The sequence below is a fragment of the Spirosoma koreense genome (genome assembly GCF_054777875.1).
The window spans coordinates 199,117-220,471 of record NZ_BAAHAC010000013.1; the positions used below are offsets into that span (position 1 = coordinate 199,117).

General features: G+C 48.7%; 14 protein-coding genes. 8 read left to right on the forward strand and 6 right to left on the reverse strand.

The annotated features are described in order from the left end of the window. Window positions 1-21 precede the first annotated feature (21 nt). From ACYVC2_RS12735 to ACYVC2_RS12745, 3 genes are all read right to left on the reverse strand, one after another. The gene (locus ACYVC2_RS12735; RefSeq protein ID WP_461102808.1) at window positions 22-501 is read right to left on the reverse strand and encodes a pyridoxamine 5'-phosphate oxidase family protein; all 480 of its coding nucleotides are present in this window, start codon (window positions 499-501) and stop codon (window positions 22-24) included. Window positions 502-628: 127 nt separating this feature from the next. Then, the gene (locus ACYVC2_RS12740; protein WP_461102809.1) at window positions 629-1,675 is read right to left on the reverse strand and encodes a response regulator; all 1,047 of its coding nucleotides are present in this window, start codon (window positions 1,673-1,675) and stop codon (window positions 629-631) included. Next, window positions 1,653-3,257, reverse strand: coding sequence for a sensor histidine kinase (locus tag ACYVC2_RS12745; RefSeq protein WP_461102810.1), 1,605 nt, complete (start codon window positions 3,255-3,257; stop codon window positions 1,653-1,655). The genes ACYVC2_RS12740 and ACYVC2_RS12745 overlap by 23 nt, the downstream gene beginning before the upstream one ends. Window positions 3,258-3,433: 176 nt before the next feature. Here ACYVC2_RS12745 and ACYVC2_RS12750 point away from each other — a divergent pair, with 176 nt between their 5' ends. Beyond that, window positions 3,434-3,838 (forward strand): thioredoxin family protein, encoded by a 405-nt coding sequence (locus tag ACYVC2_RS12750; protein ID WP_461102811.1) that lies wholly within the window; start codon window positions 3,434-3,436, stop codon window positions 3,836-3,838. Window positions 3,839-3,852: 14 nt separating this feature from the next. On the opposite strand, the gene ACYVC2_RS12755 is transcribed toward ACYVC2_RS12750, so the two are convergent. Beyond that, window positions 3,853-6,339: a cation-translocating P-type ATPase gene (locus ACYVC2_RS12755; RefSeq protein ID WP_461102812.1), complete on the reverse strand. Its 2,487-nt coding sequence runs from the start codon at window positions 6,337-6,339 to the stop codon at window positions 3,853-3,855. A 221-nt stretch (window positions 6,340-6,560) separates the two neighbouring features. Between ACYVC2_RS12755 and ACYVC2_RS12760 the strand changes: the two genes are divergently transcribed. Further along, window positions 6,561-8,924 (forward strand): phosphoketolase family protein, encoded by a 2,364-nt coding sequence (locus ACYVC2_RS12760; protein WP_461102813.1) that lies wholly within the window; start codon window positions 6,561-6,563, stop codon window positions 8,922-8,924. 1,135 nt (window positions 8,925-10,059) lie between these two features. Here ACYVC2_RS12760 and ACYVC2_RS12765 read toward each other — a convergent pair. Further along, on the reverse strand, window positions 10,060-11,181 hold the full coding sequence (locus tag ACYVC2_RS12765) for a L,D-transpeptidase family protein (protein ID WP_461102814.1): 1,122 nt from the start codon (window positions 11,179-11,181) through the stop codon (window positions 10,060-10,062). A gap of 208 nt (window positions 11,182-11,389) precedes the next feature. On the opposite strand from ACYVC2_RS12765, the gene ACYVC2_RS12770 reads away from it, so the two are divergent. The 4 genes from ACYVC2_RS12770 to ACYVC2_RS12785 all read left to right on the forward strand — a co-directional run bounded on the left by ACYVC2_RS12770 (window position 11,390) and on the right by ACYVC2_RS12785 (window position 14,893). After that, complete coding sequence (locus ACYVC2_RS12770; RefSeq protein WP_461102815.1) at window positions 11,390-11,635, forward strand: hypothetical protein; 246 nt, start codon at window positions 11,390-11,392, stop codon at window positions 11,633-11,635. Between the two features lie 604 nt (window positions 11,636-12,239). Beyond that, window positions 12,240-13,106 (forward strand): helix-turn-helix domain-containing protein, encoded by an 867-nt coding sequence (locus ACYVC2_RS12775; protein WP_461102816.1) that lies wholly within the window; start codon window positions 12,240-12,242, stop codon window positions 13,104-13,106. A gap of 312 nt (window positions 13,107-13,418) precedes the next feature. Further along, window positions 13,419-13,967, forward strand: a complete 549-nt coding sequence (locus ACYVC2_RS12780; RefSeq protein ID WP_461102817.1) for a carboxymuconolactone decarboxylase family protein — start codon at window positions 13,419-13,421, stop codon at window positions 13,965-13,967. Window positions 13,968-14,212: 245 nt separating this feature from the next. Beyond that, window positions 14,213-14,893, forward strand: a complete 681-nt coding sequence (locus ACYVC2_RS12785; RefSeq protein WP_461102818.1) for a peroxiredoxin-like family protein — start codon at window positions 14,213-14,215, stop codon at window positions 14,891-14,893. Between the two features lie 810 nt (window positions 14,894-15,703). On the opposite strand, the gene ACYVC2_RS12790 is transcribed toward ACYVC2_RS12785, so the two are convergent. Beyond that, window positions 15,704-16,600 (reverse strand): NAD-dependent epimerase/dehydratase family protein, encoded by an 897-nt coding sequence (locus tag ACYVC2_RS12790; RefSeq protein WP_461102819.1) that lies wholly within the window; start codon window positions 16,598-16,600, stop codon window positions 15,704-15,706. Window positions 16,601-17,233: 633 nt separating this feature from the next. Here ACYVC2_RS12790 and ACYVC2_RS12795 point away from each other — a divergent pair. Together ACYVC2_RS12795 and ACYVC2_RS12800 are read left to right on the forward strand one after the other, a co-directional pair. Continuing rightward, window positions 17,234-19,744, forward strand: coding sequence for an ABC transporter permease (locus tag ACYVC2_RS12795; RefSeq protein WP_461102820.1), 2,511 nt, complete (start codon window positions 17,234-17,236; stop codon window positions 19,742-19,744). A 96-nt stretch (window positions 19,745-19,840) separates the two neighbouring features. Next, window positions 19,841-21,187, forward strand: coding sequence for a WG repeat-containing protein (locus tag ACYVC2_RS12800; protein ID WP_461102821.1), 1,347 nt, complete (start codon window positions 19,841-19,843; stop codon window positions 21,185-21,187). Window positions 21,188-21,355: the final 168 nt, after the last annotated feature.

Genomic DNA, 21,355 nt, shown 5'->3' on the forward strand with positions numbered 1-21,355 from the left:
CGGTAAAAATAAATGAACGTGCTAGGCTGATTGAGTCGCAAAAATCTGATCCGGGCTCGTAGATTGTTGGTAGCAACGGCCGGTTTTGTTCGTTATCCGAATGCGGTAGACAACGGGGTAGACGGGTTTATGACCTGGTGATGCTGCGATACCCGGATAGCCCAACCGTTCATCCGCAAAGACAGGTATTTTACGCTGTTTCAGGAGATAAAGCGCATCATCGAGATCATGGCCCTTAAGTTCTTCGTAAACGCCCTCAATGACCACGCTTCGCCAGGTACCCGGGCTGACCATTTCGTCTATTTCAAACGCAACGGAAGGGTTTATGTCTAACAACTGCGTTTTGCTACCCTGGCGGGTAAGGCCATATATAAAGTGACCATCATAATAATAGATGACGGGTTCAATGAGCACCCTATTCTCAGCTGCGCAGCCAATCCGGCCGATATACTGATTGACGAGCATTGTCTCGATAACATCCGGGGGCAATTCGCTTAGCATGGCTTGGGTTAGCGGATTGTTAAACGAACCCGCTTGCCTAAAATTAGTAGGTTGCCCGGCCGGGATAAATGTTGAGAATCAGGTAGAATAATGATTTTAAACAAATTGACGTATGGAGGGCATTCTATTACCAGTTCGCCCGTTGTAATTTTTCGGGTTGACATATTCGAATACTTCCCGAGGGCAAGATTTCAATTAAGCCGTCCTGTCTGAACTCGCTCAGGGTGCGAATGAGCGATTCCGTTGCTGTGCCCGTTAAAGCGGCCAGATCATCCCGGGAAAGTTGAATGATGGCATCGGGCTGTTGGGTATACAGACGAAGCAACGTATCGGCCACCCGTCGGCGAAGTGAGTTATAAGCCATACCCAGCAACTGGTGTTCCCGTTCGCCCACTCGCCCTGCCAGTAACTTAATAAACTGTTGGCTAACCTCTGGGCTCCCCGATACTAACTGCAAAAAATCTTCTTTAGGAATGTAGACCAGTTCTGAATCTTCGAGAGCAAGGGCGGAGTCGGTATAATCGCTATGTTCAAATAAGGCAAAATAGCCGAAGAACTCACCCGCATGGTAGAGTCCCGTAATGAGTTCTTTGCCGTCGGTTGTGTTTCGAACGGTTTTGATCCGACCGGTTTTCAGGAAATAGAGTCGCGTTGGTTCGTCGCCCTCTGAATACACATATTGCTTTTTGCGGACAAGATGGGCTTTGCGATCGGCGGGAAGTTGATGTAACCCCACCACGGCTCGTGCATCGTCCAGAAACTGATGGATTCCATCCTGCCGCAGATCGTATGTTTTCCGAAATAAAGAGAACCTGCTCAACCTGGTTTCAATGGCGCTCAGCAATTCACTTTCCTCGAACGGTTTGGTCAGGTAGTCATCGGCTCCCAATTCCATTCCTTTGCGGAAATCGACCCGTTCGGTTTTGGCCGTCAGAAAAATGAACGGTATACCGGCTAATTGCGGGTTTTTGTTGAATACCTGGAGTACACCATACCCATCCAGCACCGGCATCATAATGTCGCAAATGACCAGATCCGGTTTAGTTTCCAGAGCTGCTTTTACGCCTATTTTCCCATTTTCGGCTGTTATTACGGAGTAACTGGCCAGTTCCAGTATTTCCGCCGTTGTTTCGCGAATCTCGACGTTGTCTTCAATTAAGAGGATGGTTTTCATAAGGCAGGGTTATTCGGATAGTAGTCCCTTTAGTTAATTCACTCTCGAGCGTTACGGAACCTTGCATGAGTTCAACAAATTTGCCCACAATGTGCAGGCCCAGGCCAGTACCGGGGATGTTCGTGGCGTTTTTGGCTCGAAAAAACTGTTCGAACAGATGCTGTTGATCTTCGGAAGAAATACCAATGCCCTGATCGATCACCAGAAGTGTAAATTGCTCCTGCCGGCAAAAAGCCTGAATATCGATGGTCGTCCCCTCGGCAGAATATTTACTGGCATTCGAAATCAGGTTGACCATAATTTTGCGGAGCAACGACGGATCGAGCCAGGCTGGCTGGCTACAATCAAGGGTGATTTTAAGGACTTGTCCGGCCTTTAATAGAGGCTGCATGTCGGTGGCAATTTCGGCCACTAACTCAGGAATATCGATCCGGCTCGGATTAGCCCTGATTTTGCCTTCTTCCAGTTTGCCGACAGATAAAAACTCTTCCAGAATCTCGTTGAGGTGTTTAACCGATGAACGGATGCGGTGCAGGTTTTTGAGTCGCTTTTCCTGCTGATCATTGGCTGGATATTTTTCGATTAATGTCGTTGCGTTCAGGATAGCCGTCAAGGGAGTTCGAAACTCGTGTGAAGCCATCGAGACGAATCGTGATTTCAGCTCACCCAGCTCTCGTTCGGCTTTTAGAGACTGAGCCAGTTCCTCTTTAGAGGCTTCTAGCTGTTTTAGCGTATTCATGAGCGCATGCGTACGATCCGTAACTTTTTGCTCCAGTTCTGCATTGAGCCGTTCAACCTGCGCTTTCTGTTCCAGAACCTGACGTTCCGCTTCTTTTTTGAACGTAATGTCAATGATGTAGGCGACGGCATATAGCTCGTTATCCAACCGGAAATGACTTAAGCTAACTTCGACCGGAAATAACGAACCGTCTCTGCGCTGAGCGTATAAATCCCGATTATGACCCATTGGCCGTGCCTGTGGATGCTCATGGAAGGACTGGCGTAATTTCTCATGATACTTGCTAACGCTGCTGGGAACCAGTTGATCGATGGATAGGTCGCTTAACTCGTCTCCCACATACCCAAACAGCCGATGAGCCAATTGATTGGCAGATACAATCTTGCCTTGCCGATCGCACACGGCGATGGCTATCGTTGCATTGGTGAACACGGCTTCGTAGCGTCTGACACTTTGAACCAGTTCCTGCTCGGCCCGGTGTAAACGATCCAGATTTGTAATCCGAACCAAAGCCAGCTGACCGTTCTCAAAAGATTCCAGGGTAAGATGGCCCCAGAAGGTTTCGCCGTTGTACCGTATTATTTCCGTCTCTTCTTCGAAGTAGCCCGTCTCCTGCAACTGATCAATAGTTTGAGTCCGCTGAGCCGGCGTTAAGGGGTAACGTCGGAACGAAAATTGCGGTTGCTCGATCAGCATTTGTTCGGACGGGTATCCCAGCATCTTCACCCCGACCTGATTGATCCGAACGTAGCGATCCTGCTGAAAATCATATACACCCAGAAAATCGGCGCTCCGTTCAAACAAGACATTGATCAGGGCATTGGCATACGGTTCTCTAAACATAGCTAGGTTTCCGGGGGCTGTGTTGACAATCAAATTGACGGCGATACGGGGTGATGAATATGAGGATACATCAGCAAATAGTCAATAGGTAGTTTATTGACTGTCAAAGTTTTGAAAAGCTCTTATGGGTGAAAAAATACCAGTAGTCTTCGCTGAACAGGATAAAAATTAGTAAAATGTATGACGGTAATCATACCCTGGGCTATAAATGGCTCACAACTTTAATGGTATATGTTCCAATGCCATTCGTTTTGAGTGGTTTAATGCTTAGGTTGAAAATGATCGATCGCAAAAAACAGGCGGCTCATGAAGCAGTGCTTCCTGTATTATTGGTTTTTATGCCTAACGACGCCCAACAGCATCTTTTCATAAGCGAGGTAGCGGAACTTATGACAGGCAAGCTCAAGGGTAAAGTCCAGTTATTGAAAATAGAAGAGGTGATTCATCCGGGGGTGGCCCGCAGTTTCGATATACACCAATTACCCGCATTCGTATTGGTTAACCATGGTAACGAGTTATGGCGTCAGGAAGGCCTGCCGACGGAGGACTTCCTGGATCAGATCGGGCTTTATATCGTATAGGGCTCCAAACAGATTCAGCGCTTTCTCCACTTAACGGCCTCAATCCAAAACGTACCGATAAACGCCGACAGTATGCACAACCCGAACTGTGTTGCGGTTATCGGAGCAAATTGCATGAAGGTACGAACTCCAGGAATTAGTAAAGAAATACTCAGGCTGATGAGCGAAACGCTCATGATAAGCCAAAGAAAACGATTCGGGTTTCGGATGGTTTCTGCGAGTGACTCCCGCCCGGAACGGCTCACTAGCGTTAGGCCGATGTTATTCAGCACCAAGCTGCTAAATGTCATGACCCGTACCGTTTCGATGGGATACCCTTGGCGCATGAACCCGTAATACAGCCCCAGCGTGGTCGAAGCAATCCATAGTCCTTTGATCAGACTCATGGCTGATTCTTTAGTAGTGAAAAAAGTGGTGTTCAGCGGGCGCGGTTTTTGCCGCATCAATCCTTTCTCGGCGGGTTCCTGCTCAAAGGCAATAGAACAGGTTGGCCCCATGATCAGCTCCAGGAAAATGATATGAATGGGATTGAATAAATTTGTAAAATGCCAGTTAGCCAATAACGGCACCGTGATCGTCAGAATGATTGGAATGTGAATAGAAACAATATAGGCTACGGCCTTTTTAAGGTTTTGATAAATACGACGTCCGAGCGCAATCGCGTTAACCATACTCGCCAGATCATCAGTGGCTAGAATGAGGGAGGCTGCCTGTTTGGCCAGCTCCGTACCGCGTTTTCCCATCGCCACGCCAATATGAGCCGCTTTTAACGCGGGGCCATCATTAACCCCGTCGCCAGTCATAGCGACTACATGGCCGTTTGCTTTAAGAGCCTGAATAACGCACAATTTGGCCTGTGGCGACATGCGGGCGAACACTTCGGTCGTAGTAACGGCTTTCCGAAAGTCAGCCTCCGATAAAGCCAGTACCTGGCTCCCCGTTAACACCTGCTGTCCACTGGCCAAGCCAACCTGCCGGGCAATGGCAAGAGCCGTTTCGGGATAGTCCCCTGTAATCAGCTTGACGAGGATTCCTGCACCTCTAAACTGCTCGATAACCCAGTGAGCATTAGGCTTCGGTGGATTTTCAAAGGCCAGCAGGCCTTTAAACGACCACGCGAAATCATCCTGATCGGTTGGGTAAACACCTTTATTCCAGCTACTAGCGGCTACTCCCAAAACACGGTAGCCGCTCGTTGACAGCTGGCTTGCCTGCTGCTGGATAAGCGCTTTCTGACTGGTTGTTAATCGGCAAATGTGGAGGATACGCTCCACCGCTCCTTTTCCTGCTACCTGTACGGAGCCGGTTTGCGGCTCATAGACATGGGTCATCATGGGGGGCGTTCCGGACAAAGGATACTCGTGAACAATAGTCCTTTGGGATAAATCAGTAGTAGCACAATGAGCCAGGTAAGCGCTTACTATGGCCTGTTCCATCGAGTCAAAAGGTTCCGGTTCACTAGCCCATCTCGCACAGGCGAGTACTTCCCAAGCAGATGCCGATAAGCGCGGTGTCATCGTGACGAGCCGCTCCTCGGAGCCTATAAAAATTTGGCTTAGCGTCATGCCCTCCTGGGTGATTGTTCCGGTTTTGTCTACACAGATCACCGAGGCTGCTCCTAAGCTTTCGACCGTTTGCGGTTGTTTGGCCAATACACCTACATGCGACAGTCGGACCGCCCCCAGCGCCATAAAGCTGCTAAAGGCAACCGGAATTTCCTCTGGCAGAATCGTCATCGCCATAGTCAGGCCAAATAACAGAGAGGTTAACCAGTCACCCGAACGAGTGTAATTGATTGCCCATACTACCAAAAACACGCCCAGGCCGATTAAGGCCATACGGCTAACAAACTGGTGAATTTGTTGTTGCAGGGGTGTTCGCTCCTTCACTATGTGTTGAAGAGTGTCGCCCAACTTCCCGATCTCCGTATGTATGCCAACCGCAGCGATCCGCAAAAAAGCCTGACCCGACGTCAGCGTCGTTCCACAATAAAAGGGGGTATTCACTTCCGTTTTAGGGACAGGCATGGCTTCGCCCGTTAAAATCGATTCATCGACGAAACAGTCATTCGCCTGAAGCATCAATCCATCAGCGGGCGTAGTCTGACCTTCTGTCAGCCATACAACATCACCTACGACTACTTGCTGAACAGGCAGGTCAATAAACTGGGTATTCCGTTTTACCTGAACGGTAGGCTGCGTCAATTGACGAAGTGCCTGTAAAGCTCCATTGCTTCGTACGGATTCATACACGGATAATCCCGCAACCAGAAACATGGCTATGCAAAGGATGACTCCCTCATACAGCTCTCCCAGGAGCCAATACAGGGTACAGGTGGCGGCCAATAATCCGAACATCGGTTCGGTGATGGTATTTTTTAGAAGCTGCCAATTACCCACTTGGCTCGGTAACTCATTGATCCCGTTTCGAACCCGCGATTCCTCCGCTTCGGCGTCCGTTAGACCTGTTAAACTGATTGGGGGAGTTAGGTTCGCATCCATATTGTTCAGCGTGAGGGTATCGACGAACAAATCTGCTGCTTATTAACATTAAAGCTGCTGATGAAACTGTCTTAACACCCTGATTATGATCATCAACCAGTATAGAGCCGCTGATGAAATTCAGCGAAACGCCTAATGGCGGTCAGTAGAGTCAACCAGGCAAATGGGCAATTTTGTTGGGTACTACGTATCGATCTCCAGGATCTTTTTTGCCCTTTCCCATGAACCAGACAAGCGTTTTACCCACTCCGGAGCCGACCTATCAGCGACTCGCCAACCTTCATCGCTATTGGCAGGCTACCAATTACCTGGGGGCCGCTCAACTCTATTTGCGGGATAATGTATTGCTCGAACGCCCACTTATACCGGCCGATATCAAACCACGTTTGCTGGGACACTGGGGAACTCAGCCAGGTCTTAATCTGATCTATGCTCACCTCAATAGGCTTATTCAGGATACGGGTGCCAATGTATTACTGGTAGTTGGGCCAGGTCATGGTGCACCGGCCATTCTGGCCAATCTGTATCTGGAAGGCACTTTAGGGGCGTTCAATTCTCAATACACAGTAGGCATCGATGGGTTACAACAGCTGATCCGTCAGTTTTCCTGGCCTTACGGATTACCCAGCCATCTGGTACCCGGTACCCCTGGGCAGATTCAGGAAGGAGGAGAGTTGGGATACTGTTTGTCTCATGCGTTCGGAGCTGCCCTCGACAATCCGGATTTGGTCGTGGCTTGCGTAATTGGTGATGGCGAGGCCGAAACCGGTCCACTTGCCGCTGCCTGGCATTCAAACAAATACCTGAACCCTGCTACGTCGGGAGCTGTACTACCGATACTGCACGCTAATGGCTATAAACTATCCGGGCCTACTATATACGGTCGCATGAGCTCTGATGAGCTCACGAATCTTTTTTCCGGGTTTGGGTATCAGGTGCGGATTATTCATGGCAGCGACCCTATGCAGGTGCACGCGGCCACGTGGCAGGCCCTAAACTGGGCTCACGAAGAAATTCAAACCATCCAGCAGAATGCCCGAAGTGGCTTGCTAACGGGCGTTCCTGCCTGGCCGATGCTCATTCTGCAAACCCCAAAAGGCTGGACCTGCCCGCTGACGGTAGACGGTCAAGCGATTGAAAATACGGCGCATGCGCATCAATTACCGGTTGCCGACCCGGCCAGAAAGCCCGCTCACCTGGCGACGTTGGAAAACTGGCTCCGCAGCTATCATCCACAGGATCTTTTCGATGGCCTGGGCCGGCCATTTAAACACGTCGTCAATTGTCTTCCGGATGTTTGCCGGCGTATCGGCATGAATCAGCACGCAAACGGGGGAGGCTTGCTGATTCCTCTTGAACTGCCTAATTACGATAAGTATGCAGTGAACGTAGCTTCTCCTGGAGCCGTATCTGTGGAAGGCACCCATACGCTGGCAACTTACCTGCGCGATGTGTTTTGTCTCAATGAGAGTGCCCAGAATTTCCGAATCGTCTGCCCCGATGAAACCACGTCTAACCGCATGAGTCCATTGTTCGAAGCGACCAGTCGTGCCTGGATGGGACCGAGATACGAGACGGACGAATTTCTGGCACCCGATGGTCGAGTTATGGAAATACTAAGTGAGCATACCTGCGAGGGCTGGCTGGAGGGCTACCTGCTGACCGGGCGACATGGGCTGTTCAGCTGCTATGAAGCGTTTATCCCGCTCGTCGATTCAATGCTCAATCAGTATGCCAAGTGGCTGAAAGTAAGTAAAGAGACCACCTGGCGCAACCCGCTGGCATCCCTTAACTATTTACTTACCTCGCATGTCTGGCGACAGGATCATAATGGCTATACCCACCAGGCGCCCAGTTTTATCAATTCAGTAGTCGCTAAGAAAAGCTCCGTGGCAAGAGTATACCTGCCACCCGATGCCAACTGCCTATTATCAGTAACGGACCATTGCCTCCGAAGTCGCGACTACATTAACCTGATCGTTGCCAACAAAGCATGTCAGCCACAATGGTTATCCATTGAGGAAGCCCGTGCCCATTGCCGCCGGGGAATGTCGGTTTGGGATTGGGCTGGCAACGCTGGCCATGAGCAACCGGATGTGGTGCTCGCCTGTGCCGGAGATGTACCGACCCATGAAATTATAGCGGCTGCCTCTATACTTAAAAGCCATCTCCCGAGTCTGAGGGTTCGGGTCGTAAATATCGTGGATTTGTTAGCGCTTATGTCGCCTGAAGATCATGCACACGGCTTTCCGGAAGCGGCTTTTATGGCGCTCTTTACCACCGATCGGCCAGTGGTTTTTGCTTTCCACGGATACCCGATGCTCATCCATGAGTTACTCCACCATCGGACCAATCCGAGCCGATTCCACGTTCGCGGGTATATGGAAGAAGGGTGTACAACCACGCCCTTCGATATGCTGGTATTGAATAACATGAGCCGCTACCAACTGGTACTGGCTACATTGGCCCACATACTAAAACGCCCTGGTACGGGTGCGTTGACGCAATGGTGTCAAAATAAGCTAGACGAACATCGGGCGTATATCCGACGGGAAGGACAAGATATGCCGGAAGTAAGAGGTTAATCTTGTGTTTTTATAGCTCAACCTGACAATCGATGGGTAAAGCATACGGTTGTCAGGTTGATTGGCATTTCGTCGGCTGTAAGCTCGAACCGTTTTTTTTATATCAATTGCTGCCTTATTAATTAGTCTGCATTTATTTTTTACAACTAAGCTGATTTTAATCATATAAACGCGTGAATTAAATCATAAGGAGACTTCTTGTTTAATTGAATATTTACTACCAGTTACCCATGAGTGACAAATAAGTCAACTTTGGGTAAACCAACTTATAATCCTCAAGCTAATGAACCATTCGTCCAACTCCTTCAATAAATTGCTGGAACATTACTTATTCAGCATAGCCAGTCAACATATTTGTTTTTTAGATACTCAGACTCAAGTCCAGATTATCGACATGATCAATCAGCTTGACATAGAAGCTGATACCGAAATCGATGATACGTTGGTTGACCAGGGACCACTCGCACAATGGGAAATAGAAATTAAGCAGTTACTTAAACAATCGACTATGGCGCTCTTAATCCTTGCCAGTTTATAAATCAGTCATCATGTAAGGTGTGTCGTTGCTACGAACTAAGGATGAATACCACTTTGTTTACGTAGAGCAAAGACAAAGTGGTAAGAAAACGACACCTTTATTTCTGTTGCTGTAGAGTGAAGTGAGCGTATTTGCCCGGCAACCTTCTGCGATTAAAAAGCCTGGCGGGCGGCCATCCCTGCACCCGGCAAAACTCGGCCAGCCAATTTCAGACTAAATACGGTAATCTTATTTTCCTGTCGACGTACTAGCTTTGTCCGCGAAGATGACGTTGGTACTCTTTAGAGTCTCGACTGCCGATAACCGTTTACGGAATACCTTATACCGGGCTAAGCGTAACCTACCAAAGGGCCCTCGTAACCACCACCGTGATAAACCTTTGGGAATAGTTCCAGTGGGTGTACTTCCATCAAGTCAGCATCGGTAGCCACCATATCCCGCTCTTAACCTGACGCAGTAACACGCTCATGTATCGTCTCTACGGTATTGAATCCGTATTCCGCCAGGCTTTGGTCGGCAATTCCTGATCTGGGCGTATGGCTGAAAATGATGGATCAGGTGTTGGATAGGTCATCCCGTACGGTGTTTTTAGGGATTTCACAGAGCCAGTTGCCACCACCCATACACATCGATATAGTGCTGGACAGCCCCCATTTCATCAATATCTATAACCGTATAAGTTACGATGATGGGAACCGCGTTCGGCAGATCGACCATTTGAGGACTGGCCTTTGTCGCGCAAGTAGTCAGGTAATGCGGGCTAAAACGCTTATATCCCAGTAGCAGATTAGCCAGTTCGATAGGCTTTTCGACACGAATGCATCCGTGGCTAAGCGCTCGTTGTTCGCGGGCAAATAAAGCACGTTGGTTCGTATCGTGCAGGTAGATGTCGTAGGGATTATTGATGGTGAACTTCATGACCCCTAATGCATTGTCGCAACCGGTAGATTGACGGAAGCGGTACGGAAAAGTCTTTGACGTTACCGTCGGCCAGTTTACCGATTCAGCGGCTATGACATGGCCTTTATTATCCAGGATCTGGAGTTTCATCTGGGCCAGCACGGCACTCGGATTTCTTCGGATCCTGGGCAGTAATTCCTGGACAGCGATTGAGTGGGGGACGTTCCAGTAAGGATAGGTGATGAGGTTGGTGATCCGAGCAGTAAAGCAGGGTGTGGGTGTAGTGGCTTTACCAACAATGACCCGGCTGCTGAGCACTGTATTGCCTTGCCGATCAATAACGCGCAGCGAGGCCGAGGGTATGTTGACAATGACCCGTTTATCGGCCGGAAAGCGGTTTAGCCACCGATAAACGTTCAACGACGATTTGACCTGCTCCAGCGTAAGCGAATCGGCCATGTAATCGTCGGTCAAACAGCGCCGATAATAGTCTTTCAGGGCACGGTAATTGGCATCGTGCGATTCGAGGGAATCCAGTGACTGACGCCAGGTAGTACCCGCTCGAAATTGCTCGACAAGCCGGTTGATGCGGGTTGTATCGATTACGGCAGACAGGCCCTGGTAGCCGAGGTACCGATCGGTTTTCCCATAAACGATCTGGATAAAATACGCCTTCAGGCAGCTCGTTTCGGGCGCTTCACAAGGCGCATCGATGCCAATACTATGGGCATACATTCGTACATCAATCCAGTCGGTTTCTAACTGGGCATTTACCACAAGCGGTAACAGCCATAGGCTGAAGGTCAGGCCACGTAACATAACGGCTCGTTCTTTGAATCATCACAAACTTTATTCAAAAGTGCGCCACAGCCGCTCAGCGCTGTCTGATGAGGCTCAGCATAGCATCTAAATTCTATCAGGTTTATACGTGACGGACCTCATGGCCTGACAGCATCTCCATTGGCCATCTTTGTCGGGTTAATCCACTCTCAACGGGCGATTGTAGCCCAACCTATTCCTCACAGCGATGACATTCGAACCTACTTCTCAACTGTTGGCCTTTGTGCTGCCAATGTCGTTTCGAACGGGTGATCTGACGTTTATTTCAAATAGTCGTATCCAGGAAGACATTCGCATTCGGGTGACACCTACCCTTAAACCACGCCATGTTGTGTCGACTTCGCAACTATCCAAAGGCAGTTGGCTAGCTTGTTTGAACTGGTCGGATGGGTATCAACAATACCAGGAAGAGAAAGTAATTCAGATCAGTTGATTCGTCGGGAAGCCAGGATGAGGGTCTTTCCCCGTTTACATGGAGGAGGGCGCTGCTCCTGAGTCAGTAGTCGCTTATTTTCAGCTTTATCGCCACATGCTCCTTGTCGTCACGGTTTGTTACTTGACGACAAGGAGCATGTAAAGCATCATAGTCAGGCAGGGCATCAGACTGCAGTTGACTTACGTCAATGCCCATCATACCGCTACGTTAGAGAAAAATCATGTTCAGATAAGGCGATGAAATCGTCTTCAGTAGCCAATAATGCCCAGCTATGCTGGCAGCAAACTGAGCTTTTGAAGTTAGAAAGATGCTGTCAAGGATAAGATCACTACGAGGTCCTGAAAAACGGACGTTTGGAGATAGTATTTGCGATAGCAATACTAGAGGGAATAGAAGTTTACGCCATCGCCAGCTGCGCGCGTTGTTACACCGGACCGATACGAATTTTCATCTGTAGCCATGTGTCTGGTGTCGAGTCGGGCGGCTGCACGTATAAAGATTAATGAGTTACCAGCGCCAATCCCACGGTTTTTAATAAAGATGAAACAACCAAGTTGCTGTTTCAAAACGTTACTATCTTGTCATTTGATGACATTGCTTCATGAAACTACAGTATATCGATCCCATTTCGGCTGGGGAATTGCACCTGACTTTACACGAAGTTAACTTCGACCGGTTCTTTTTTCAGCGGGATCGTAAAGACCGGTTTTTAACGATAGCATGGAATGACGGGCCTGCCCAGACCGTAACGATCGATGGCATTCAGTACGCGTTTCCTGCCCAAACCATCTTACCGCTGATGGTCAATCAAACCTTTACGTTTGAAAAGCCAGAGCAAATCATTGCCTGGCAGTATAACCGGAACTTCTATTGTATTGTAGATCACGATAAAGAAGTAAGCTGCGTGGGCTTTTTGTTTTATGGCTCCGCAGAGACCATGTTCATTGCGCTGGATGAGCCGCAACAAAAAAAGCTGAACATGTTGCTGCAGGTGTTTATCGATGAGTTTGCCGACAAGGATGCCATACAGCGCGACATGCTGCAAATGATGCTCAAGCGGCTCATCATCATTGTGACCCGCTTAGGTAAAAGCCAGTATCTGAAGGAACAGGCGCTAACCGAGGATAAACTGGACGTGCTGCGTAAGTTCAACCTGATGGTCGAAAACAATTACCGAAAAGAACACACGGTGCAGTTTTACGCAAATCAGTTGAATAAATCGCCTAAAACGCTGGCTAATTACTTCACTTTATACAATCACAAATCCCCGCTTGCGGTGATACAGAGCAGGATACTGGTAGAAGCCAAGCGCCTGCTGATGTATACAGACAAATCGGCCAAGGAAATCGCTTATGACCTGGGCTATGATGATGCGGCTTACTTCAGTAATTTCTTCAAGAAACAAACCGGCTATGCCCCGTCCGATTTCCGGAATGCCAAGTCGGTCCCGTTGTCGTCTGGGCAATAGGGATATCCCGGCGGGAACTTCCTCCAATCGTTAGCCCTTTCGGGCTGTCCGCGCTTAAGAACAGGGTAATCAACGGTACTATCTGACGTCAAAAGGGCTCCTTTACTGAAGGAGCCCTTTTGACGTCAGATAGTACCGTTGATTCCTTATATCCATTACCGGAAACGTAGTCCAGGCAAGCGTAACCAATATGAAAAACGTTGACGGGCAGATTTTACATGCAGTCGGGAAGTCTCTCTATTCATTCGCCTGATCCTTAGCTGGACCTTTGTATTGTCAATCAAAACAGACAGTCAAGATAAACATAACATCATGAAAAATTTCCCAATTCCAGCTAAAGAACAAGTATCTCCGGCTAACCAGGCTATTTTCGATAACCTAAAAGGTATGGTAGGTTTTGTTCCTAACCTCTATGCCATTTTGGCCCATTCTGACAATGCGTTAGGCGATTACCTGACACTGCAAAACAGAAAATCATCGATTCGCGCCAAAGAGCGTGAAGTCATCAACTTAGTGGTTAGCCAGGTAAACAACTGTTCGTACTGCCTGAGCGCTCATACGCAGTTTGCCAAAATGAACGGCTTTACTGATGAGCAGATTGTAGACATCCGCAGAGCAAGCATCAACTTCGATACAAAACTAGACGCCCTGGCTAAACTGGTCAAAAGCACGACCGAAAACCGCGGCCATGTCAGCGCAGAGGTGTTAGAGAACTTCTTTGCCGCCGGTTATACGGAAGGCAACCTGATAGACGTGGTCATTGTGATCGGCGATAAGATCATTACCAACTACCTGCATGCCTTGACCGGTATTCCCGTAGACTGGCCTTTGGCTCCAGCACTGGAAACTGCTGCTGTCTAATATTCCTGGGGAGGTGTTTCACACCTCCCCAGGAATATCATGCCCTAACTAACCCTATCGTGGAAGCTTAACACATACCGGTATACTTTACTCATTTTGAGCATCTGCCCATGAGCCGTACCGCCAACGCCATGTTAACTGTTCGGTTAGTATGGTTTAGCCGTTGAAAGCATCCCGCTACTGATCTTAAGCTTGCTGCCAAAGAACAGACCAGCCAATTAACAAACGCTTATTAACAACAGACGATGAAAAATCAACCTATAGATACGGCAACACTAGGCCGCGAACTGGCAGATTTCCAGCAGTCATGGAACGCCAAAGCACCGGATGGCTTACAGAAAACGTTTGAGAAGGGAATTGACGAGATCAAAGAAATAGAACAAACCGCGCTAAATGTGGGCGATACAGCTCCTGATTTTGAGCTGACCAATGCCTTGAATAAACCGGTTAATCTTTCCACGTTATTAAAAGAAGGTCCTTTAATACTGAGCTGGTACCGTGGCGGTTGGTGTCCGTATTGTAACATCCAATTACGCTATCTGCAAAGTTATTTACCCCAATTTAAGGCAGCCGGCGCTACGTTGGTTGCCTTGTCCCCGGAGCTTCCGGATAAATCCCTAAGTACAACAGAAAAGAATAATCTGGCTTTTGACGTGCTGACGGATTATAACAACGAAGTAGCGCGCCGGTTTCGCATCGCTTTTACACTCAATGAAGCGTTGATCGACATTTACAATGATTTCCATAAGCTGGAAAACTATAATGGCGTATCGACAAACGAGCTGCCAATACCAGCGACTTATGTTATAGACACGGAGGGTGTGATCAGGTATGCCTTTGTCGATACCGATTACCGTAAACGTGCAGAACCGGCTGCAATACTGGATGTTCTCAAAACATTAAAATCAGAAAATGGCACGAACTGACCAGGTCAAGTTGTCCTTGATAAGTAACGGTGCCTGCGCAATTGGGGGCTGGACGGGAGACCATAGATTTCGTTCGAAAAGTCAATCGCCTATACGTTATTGAGCGTGTAATTTGCTGACTTTTAGGATTCTCTATCGATACACTATTGCTTGAAAACCGTTTGCGAAAACGCATGGTCTGCTGTCTTATCAACTAACTTTCTTAATCTCACTTGCACTTAGCGTGATCATAAATTCGCGCCGTTGACTGTTCCAGCAGTGTACCCGCTGACCATATTGACTAATTACCGGGACAGGCCAGTCAATGTCAGCATTAGCTGCTTCAAACTCCTGAGCAGCCTTCGGGCTAATTAGTGTTACCAAGTCATCGAACTTGAACTCATGAGTTGTTTTCATACAATGCTGGATTGCCTTACTTAGTAGTGACATTAAGCTGGCCAGTGTTCGCTCCCTATTTATCTTAATACTACGTTAGCGGATCAGGCAGTAAATTAGCCTTACTGCCTGTTTTTGTCGCCCTGTAAAAGTCTTAAAACCAATTACACGCAAGACTTGTATCTGTTTCTAGACCTATGAAAGTCAAGAATGAAGATCAAATTGATATTTCACTCTGAGTTTACATCTCTTTTATACTGCTTATTGATATCACTTAACACGCTTTACGCTACATTTATTATTCACCATACCAACCCCTGGTAATGAACAAATGCGGAGCTTGACCGACCGTAACTTCTGCCATAATAGACTGCCGCTGACATACGTCTAATCTCAACTTTTGGCTTGATGAAGCCCTTGAGGCACCTTATACCGTCATGGTACGTACTTTCGCCAGTTGTGCTGTTCCTGGAAGCCCAGCACTTCACGGATTTTGTGATTGGAAAATAAGGCTTCATGCTCGCCCAACTCCCGACGAAGCGGAACTCCGGGAAAGAATCGTTCTGCCAGTTCTTTACTGGGAAGAATGGCTCCATTGTGGTCGTTGCCGGCATTGAACACTTGATAGCCTAGCCCATCTTTTTGCAAACATAAATCCACAATCTGGCCCAAATCCCGTGCGTCGATATAGCAGAAAGCGTTCCGGCGACGTACTTCCGGGTGAGTCAGATAATAAGGAAACAGCTCGGCGTATTCATGGGGTTCAATCACATTGCCGATCCGAAGGGCGTATATATCCACCCCCGAACGTCGCTGAAAGCTGCGGGCCGTCTGTTCATTGACCACCTTGGATAAACCGTAACTATCCATCGGATCGACGTCATAGTCTTCTTCCAGAGGCAAGGTTTTGGGGCTGGTTTGACCGTCGGAAAAGCAAATGCCATAGGTGGTCTCGGAGGAAGCAATAATGATTTTTCGAATGCCCAGTTTCACCGCGGCTTCAACCACATTATAGGTGCCCAGTGTATTGACGCGAAAGGTCTCATTATCGGGCTTGAGTAAAATTCGGGGCACGGCCGCAAAATGAACGACGGCATCAAAGTGGGGGACGCCCGTACCGGGTTCTAACTCCTCGAAGCTGGCATACGCGCTCAGTGCATTAAACATTTGCCCCGAATCGGTAATATCAGCGATCAAATTCGTGACACCCGGGTAATGCAGGGGAGTCAGGTCCACATTCATCACGGTATGGCCTTGTTCGAGCAGGTAGGCAATGACGTGCTTACCGGCTTTTCCTGAACCACCGGTAAAGCAGATTCGCAGTTTAGTCATAAAAGGGCCAATTAAAAGATGTATACATGTTTGGTATCCTTAACAACCGTTCATGAAAACTATTGTTAAAACGGTCGTAAAAGCATAAAATAGCCTGGATGTAGGTGGGATTAAGATTGGTAAACGCACTATGCGGCAAAAGGCGGGCTCGTTTCATTTCCTCCCTTTCAAGGTAACGTTGTATCGACAAGCATATCGGTAAGTTGTTGGCTTGTTCAACCGGCCCACATACTTTTCGCCTTCACCATCGCTCAGGGCATTAAGCCAGCCGCCAAAGCAATCGTAAGGCTCATTACCGGCAAGCCGTGGGCCAGGCCGAATATAGCGGATGGGTATATAACTACAGATAGTTTATGCCAGTATTTAACACAGCCAGCCAATCGCGAACAGCGACGAATTATTTCGGCATACGGGTTGGTCACAGAATTATGTCCGTAGCGATAGGAATCCACGTCATAACTAAATTTTTGGCCCGTTAAGGTCACCATGACTAAGGGAAAAGCGGCCAGTATTATTCTGCTAGTGAGTCCATTGTACGGCTTCTACTAGGTCTATACGCTAAGTACCGGTTATGGATTTTACAGGGGAATTACATCTGTATCCAAACGCCTATACTCATGACCGACTTACACCATGATTCCTTCTCCGAATGGCAACCACTTCGTTAGATCTGTTGGCCAACCGGGCCGCTTAACGTGTGGTATACTTAAAAATTACCTCATAAGTGCCTGGCGTAGTTTAAAACGCCAGAAACTGGCATCATCCATCAACCTGCTGGGGTTAGTCGTCAGTATTGCCAGTTGTGTGCTGATCATGTTGTACGTGCAGCATGAACTGAGTTACGACAACTATCACCTGAAGGCCGATCGCATCTTTCGATTGACGACCCAATTGACCGCTGATGGAAAAGATGAACATACGGCCTGGGCTCCCAATTTCATCGGCCAACAGGTAAAAGCAGACTATCCTGAAGTTGAAACGGTCATTCGCCTGCAAGCCAATCCGGGCGACATTTCCTTCCAGGTAGCCGCCCCATCCGCCAGGGTGGCGTCCCGCCTGATTAGCCTGGATCAGGTGTATACGGTATACGATCCGGCCTTTTTGACCGTCTTTACCTTTCCGATGGTGGAAGGCGATCCGAAAACTGCTCTGATCCGAGCCGGTTCTATCGTTATTACGGAACGGGTAGCCCTGAAATTATTTGGTAAAGCCTGGAACCAGGGTAAAGGTATACTTGGCCATCGAATTCAGGCGGCAGGGAACACCTATCAGATCACCGGCGTACTACGGGACATCCCAGCCAATACGGATATGCCCTTCCAGGTGCTACTTGCCCAAGACGCCAGTAACTTAGAAAAACAGGCCTGGTGTACTAGCTACGTAGTGTTTAACCAGGCGGCCAGTGCTTTAGGGTTTTCCCAAAAGCTGGCCAGGGTTGCCCAGCCCATACAGGCTGACTTTGCCCAAAGGGGAGGCCATATTGCCTTCGCCCTCGAAAATCTTCGGGACATTCATCTGGGAAACCCTAAACTCTTCGACACGCCTAAGGCCAACCGGACTTACTTACTCATCTTTTCGCTGGTAGCTGGGTTTCTTTTGCTAATTGCATCCATCAACTACATCAACCTTTCCCTGGCTCAATCGGTGGGGCGAAGCCGGGAAGTGGGCGTTCGCAAAGCGATGGGAGCCGCCCGTTTCCAGGTATTAGTTCAATTTCTGGGTGAATCACTTTTATTGACTGGTATTGCACTAGTACTCGCGCTGGTCTTAGTCATGTTGCTGTTACCTGTCTATAACGACCTAACCGACAGGCATTACTCGGTTTCCTCCCTGCTGACCTGGCCAATGGCCGGCCTGTTGGGGGCTATGTTTGTCATCGTAGGTGTTCTGGCTGGCAGCTACCCCGCCTTTTTCCTGGCTTCTTTTGAGCCGGTAAAAGCGCTGAAGGGCAAACTTCGCCTGGGTGGAAACGCTGCGAGTGTACAAATTGGACAAGGGCTTCTGGTATTCCAGTTTACCATTTCGATCACGATTATTATCGGTACGTTAGTAGTTTACAAACAGGTTCACTATCTGAAAAAAAAGCCTTTAGGGTTTCAGAAAGAACAGGTGTTGGTATTGGACATTCCCCCAGCCGTCACTCCTGGAGCCCCTTACGCGCTTAAGAAAACGCTCGCCGGCTTAGCATATGTACGGAGTGTAGCACTGATCGGCTCTCATTCGCTGCCCAGCCAGGAAATGAACCTATCGGCGTTCAATCTGGAAAAGAATGGCAAGATGCTTCCGCTACCCCAGCGCTCCATCGACGTTGATGAAAACTACCTGACCGTATTGGGTATTCCCCTGGTGGCGGGTAGAAACTTCAGCCATCCCGGTGTGAGTGGTGAGAAAACAGGTCCGGTAATCCATGAGGTATTGGTCAATGAGGCCCTGGTGGCAAAGATGGGGTGGGGCGTCGAAGCGGCCATCGGAAAGGGCATCAGCCAAGGCCCTGTTGGAGCCGAAACCTGGCACGGACGCGTGGTCGGGGTCATCAGGAATTTTCATTTTCAGTCTCCGCAAAAACCGATCGAGCCGATGGTCCTGCAAAACACGGCGGAGCAAGGGCCTGAAAAAGCCCTTGTGCGTTTATCTACCGGTGGGTTACCGGTTCAACTTAGCCAGATCGAAAACCAATGGAAACGGATTGTGCCGGATCAGGGGTTTACCGTTACTTTTCTGGATACAATGTTTGCCAGACAGTACCGGCAGGAGCAGCAATTGACCAGCATCTTCACGTATTTTAGCCTGCTTACCATTGTCGTTGCCTGCCTGGGTTTGTTCGGCTTGTCCTCGTTCGCCACCACTCAGCGAACGAAGGAGGTGGGCGTCCGAAAAGTAATGGGCGCTCAGGCGTCAGGCTTGATTTACCTGCTATCCAGGCAATTCCTCTTGCTGATCGGCCTGGCCATTCTTCTGGCAAGCCCGTTGGCCTGGTTTATCATGAACCGCTGGTTGGCAGACTTTGCCTACCATGTTTCCCTGGGTCCGGGTGAGTTTATCCTGGCTGGCGGAGTCGCTTTTTTAATTGCCGTCCTAACCACGGGTTATCATGCGATCCGGCTGGCTCGTACGAATCCGGTACGGGCTTTACGGTATGAATAGAGTAACGAAACATCAAATAACTATCTGGAAATTAGCTGCTTACATTTAAGGCTGTTTTGGCTGGTAATATATCGATAAACGTTTGTGCCTTCTCCGATGCTTTTCCTCACCTTTCGACACCTCGCCCTTCTTTTCCTGCTCGTGTCATCGGCTGGGCTGTTTGCCCAGAATAAAATCGAGCCAAACCAGGCCTGGCTTACCGAATACGATGAATGCCAGGACTATGGTGAGGTCTACGTGGTCAAAAAAATTATTAGGGCGTGCCAGTCCTACCAAACCTTCCTAACGGACAAAAACGGCCGGAAATTAACCCCCGCTTATCGCGATATTGGGGATTTTGAAGAAGGGCTGGCCGAGTTTGTTCCCATGCAACGCAGCCGGCAAGGACATGGACTGCACGGATTTATCGATAAGCAGGGGACGATCGTTATCCAACCTAACTACCTCGCCACCGACCGCTTCCGACATGGCAAAACCTGGGTCATTTACCCGGCCGATACGCATTATGGACTTTCCTATATTGATAGGACCGGAAAAGAGCTGTACAGGATTCCTATTCAGCACTATTCGAACGACTATCTGATCACCGATGCGACAATCGATCATACCTGTAACCACGACACCCAGGAAGATGTGCTGTGGTGGAGAGGGGGCGATTATTTTATTCTCAACTTCAATTTTACCCCCTTTGTCGAAGAGCAGCTCCAGCGGGCCAACCACGTTTCTGCCTTTAAATACGGGGGGAAATTTGGCATTATCGACCAGGATTTGGTCCTGAAAGTACCGGTGGCGCTCGATGCCATCGATGTCGACTATAGCTATTCGGGGCAAGGTCTGCAACGCGTGCAGTATGGGAATAAGTACGGGTACGTTAGCCCCATAACGGGTGAACTGGTAGTTCCTTTTGACTACACCGAAACCCGCAAGCCGACTAATGGTCTGTTTTGGGTTAAGAAGCGGGGCAAATGGGGCTGTATGGACAACACCGGCAAGCTGCGCATCCCGCATGTATACGACGAAGCGACCGGCTTTACGGTTGAGGGGAGGTCAGCGGTGGCTATCAATGGCAAATTCGGTCATATCGACAAGTCGGGTAAAGTGCGTACGCCGTTGACCTACGATTTTGCGTCGTATTATCAGCACGGGCTCTCGATGGTTCGCATTCGGGACAAATACGGCTATATCGATACGAGCGGCCGTCTGCGCATCCCGCTCATTTACGACGAAGCGCTCCCCTTTGACCATAAGACGACTAGAGTTGAGCGTTTCTGGCTCCGTTATGAGCTCTCACTGGATGGTAGGGAGCAATTCGTGGGGTTCTCCTACAAGCTGAATGCTGTGTTGATCATCGTTGGCACGCTGCTCTTTATCTGGCTCACCAGTTGGTTTGACAAGCTGAGCAGCAAGTTTAGATCGCATCGCCAGGGCGGAGCCGTTGGTTAAGGGCTCTGAAATCTCCACGTAGCCGACCGTCTGATTTTTATCCGTTAAGCCCCCGTACCGTGTGGTTATACAGATGCCCACACCTTTAAGTAAAAGCTCGTTTAATAAATGTCAAATTCACCGCATCAAATTCCCTGTTATGTTATGGCAATTGGGTTTTGAACAGAA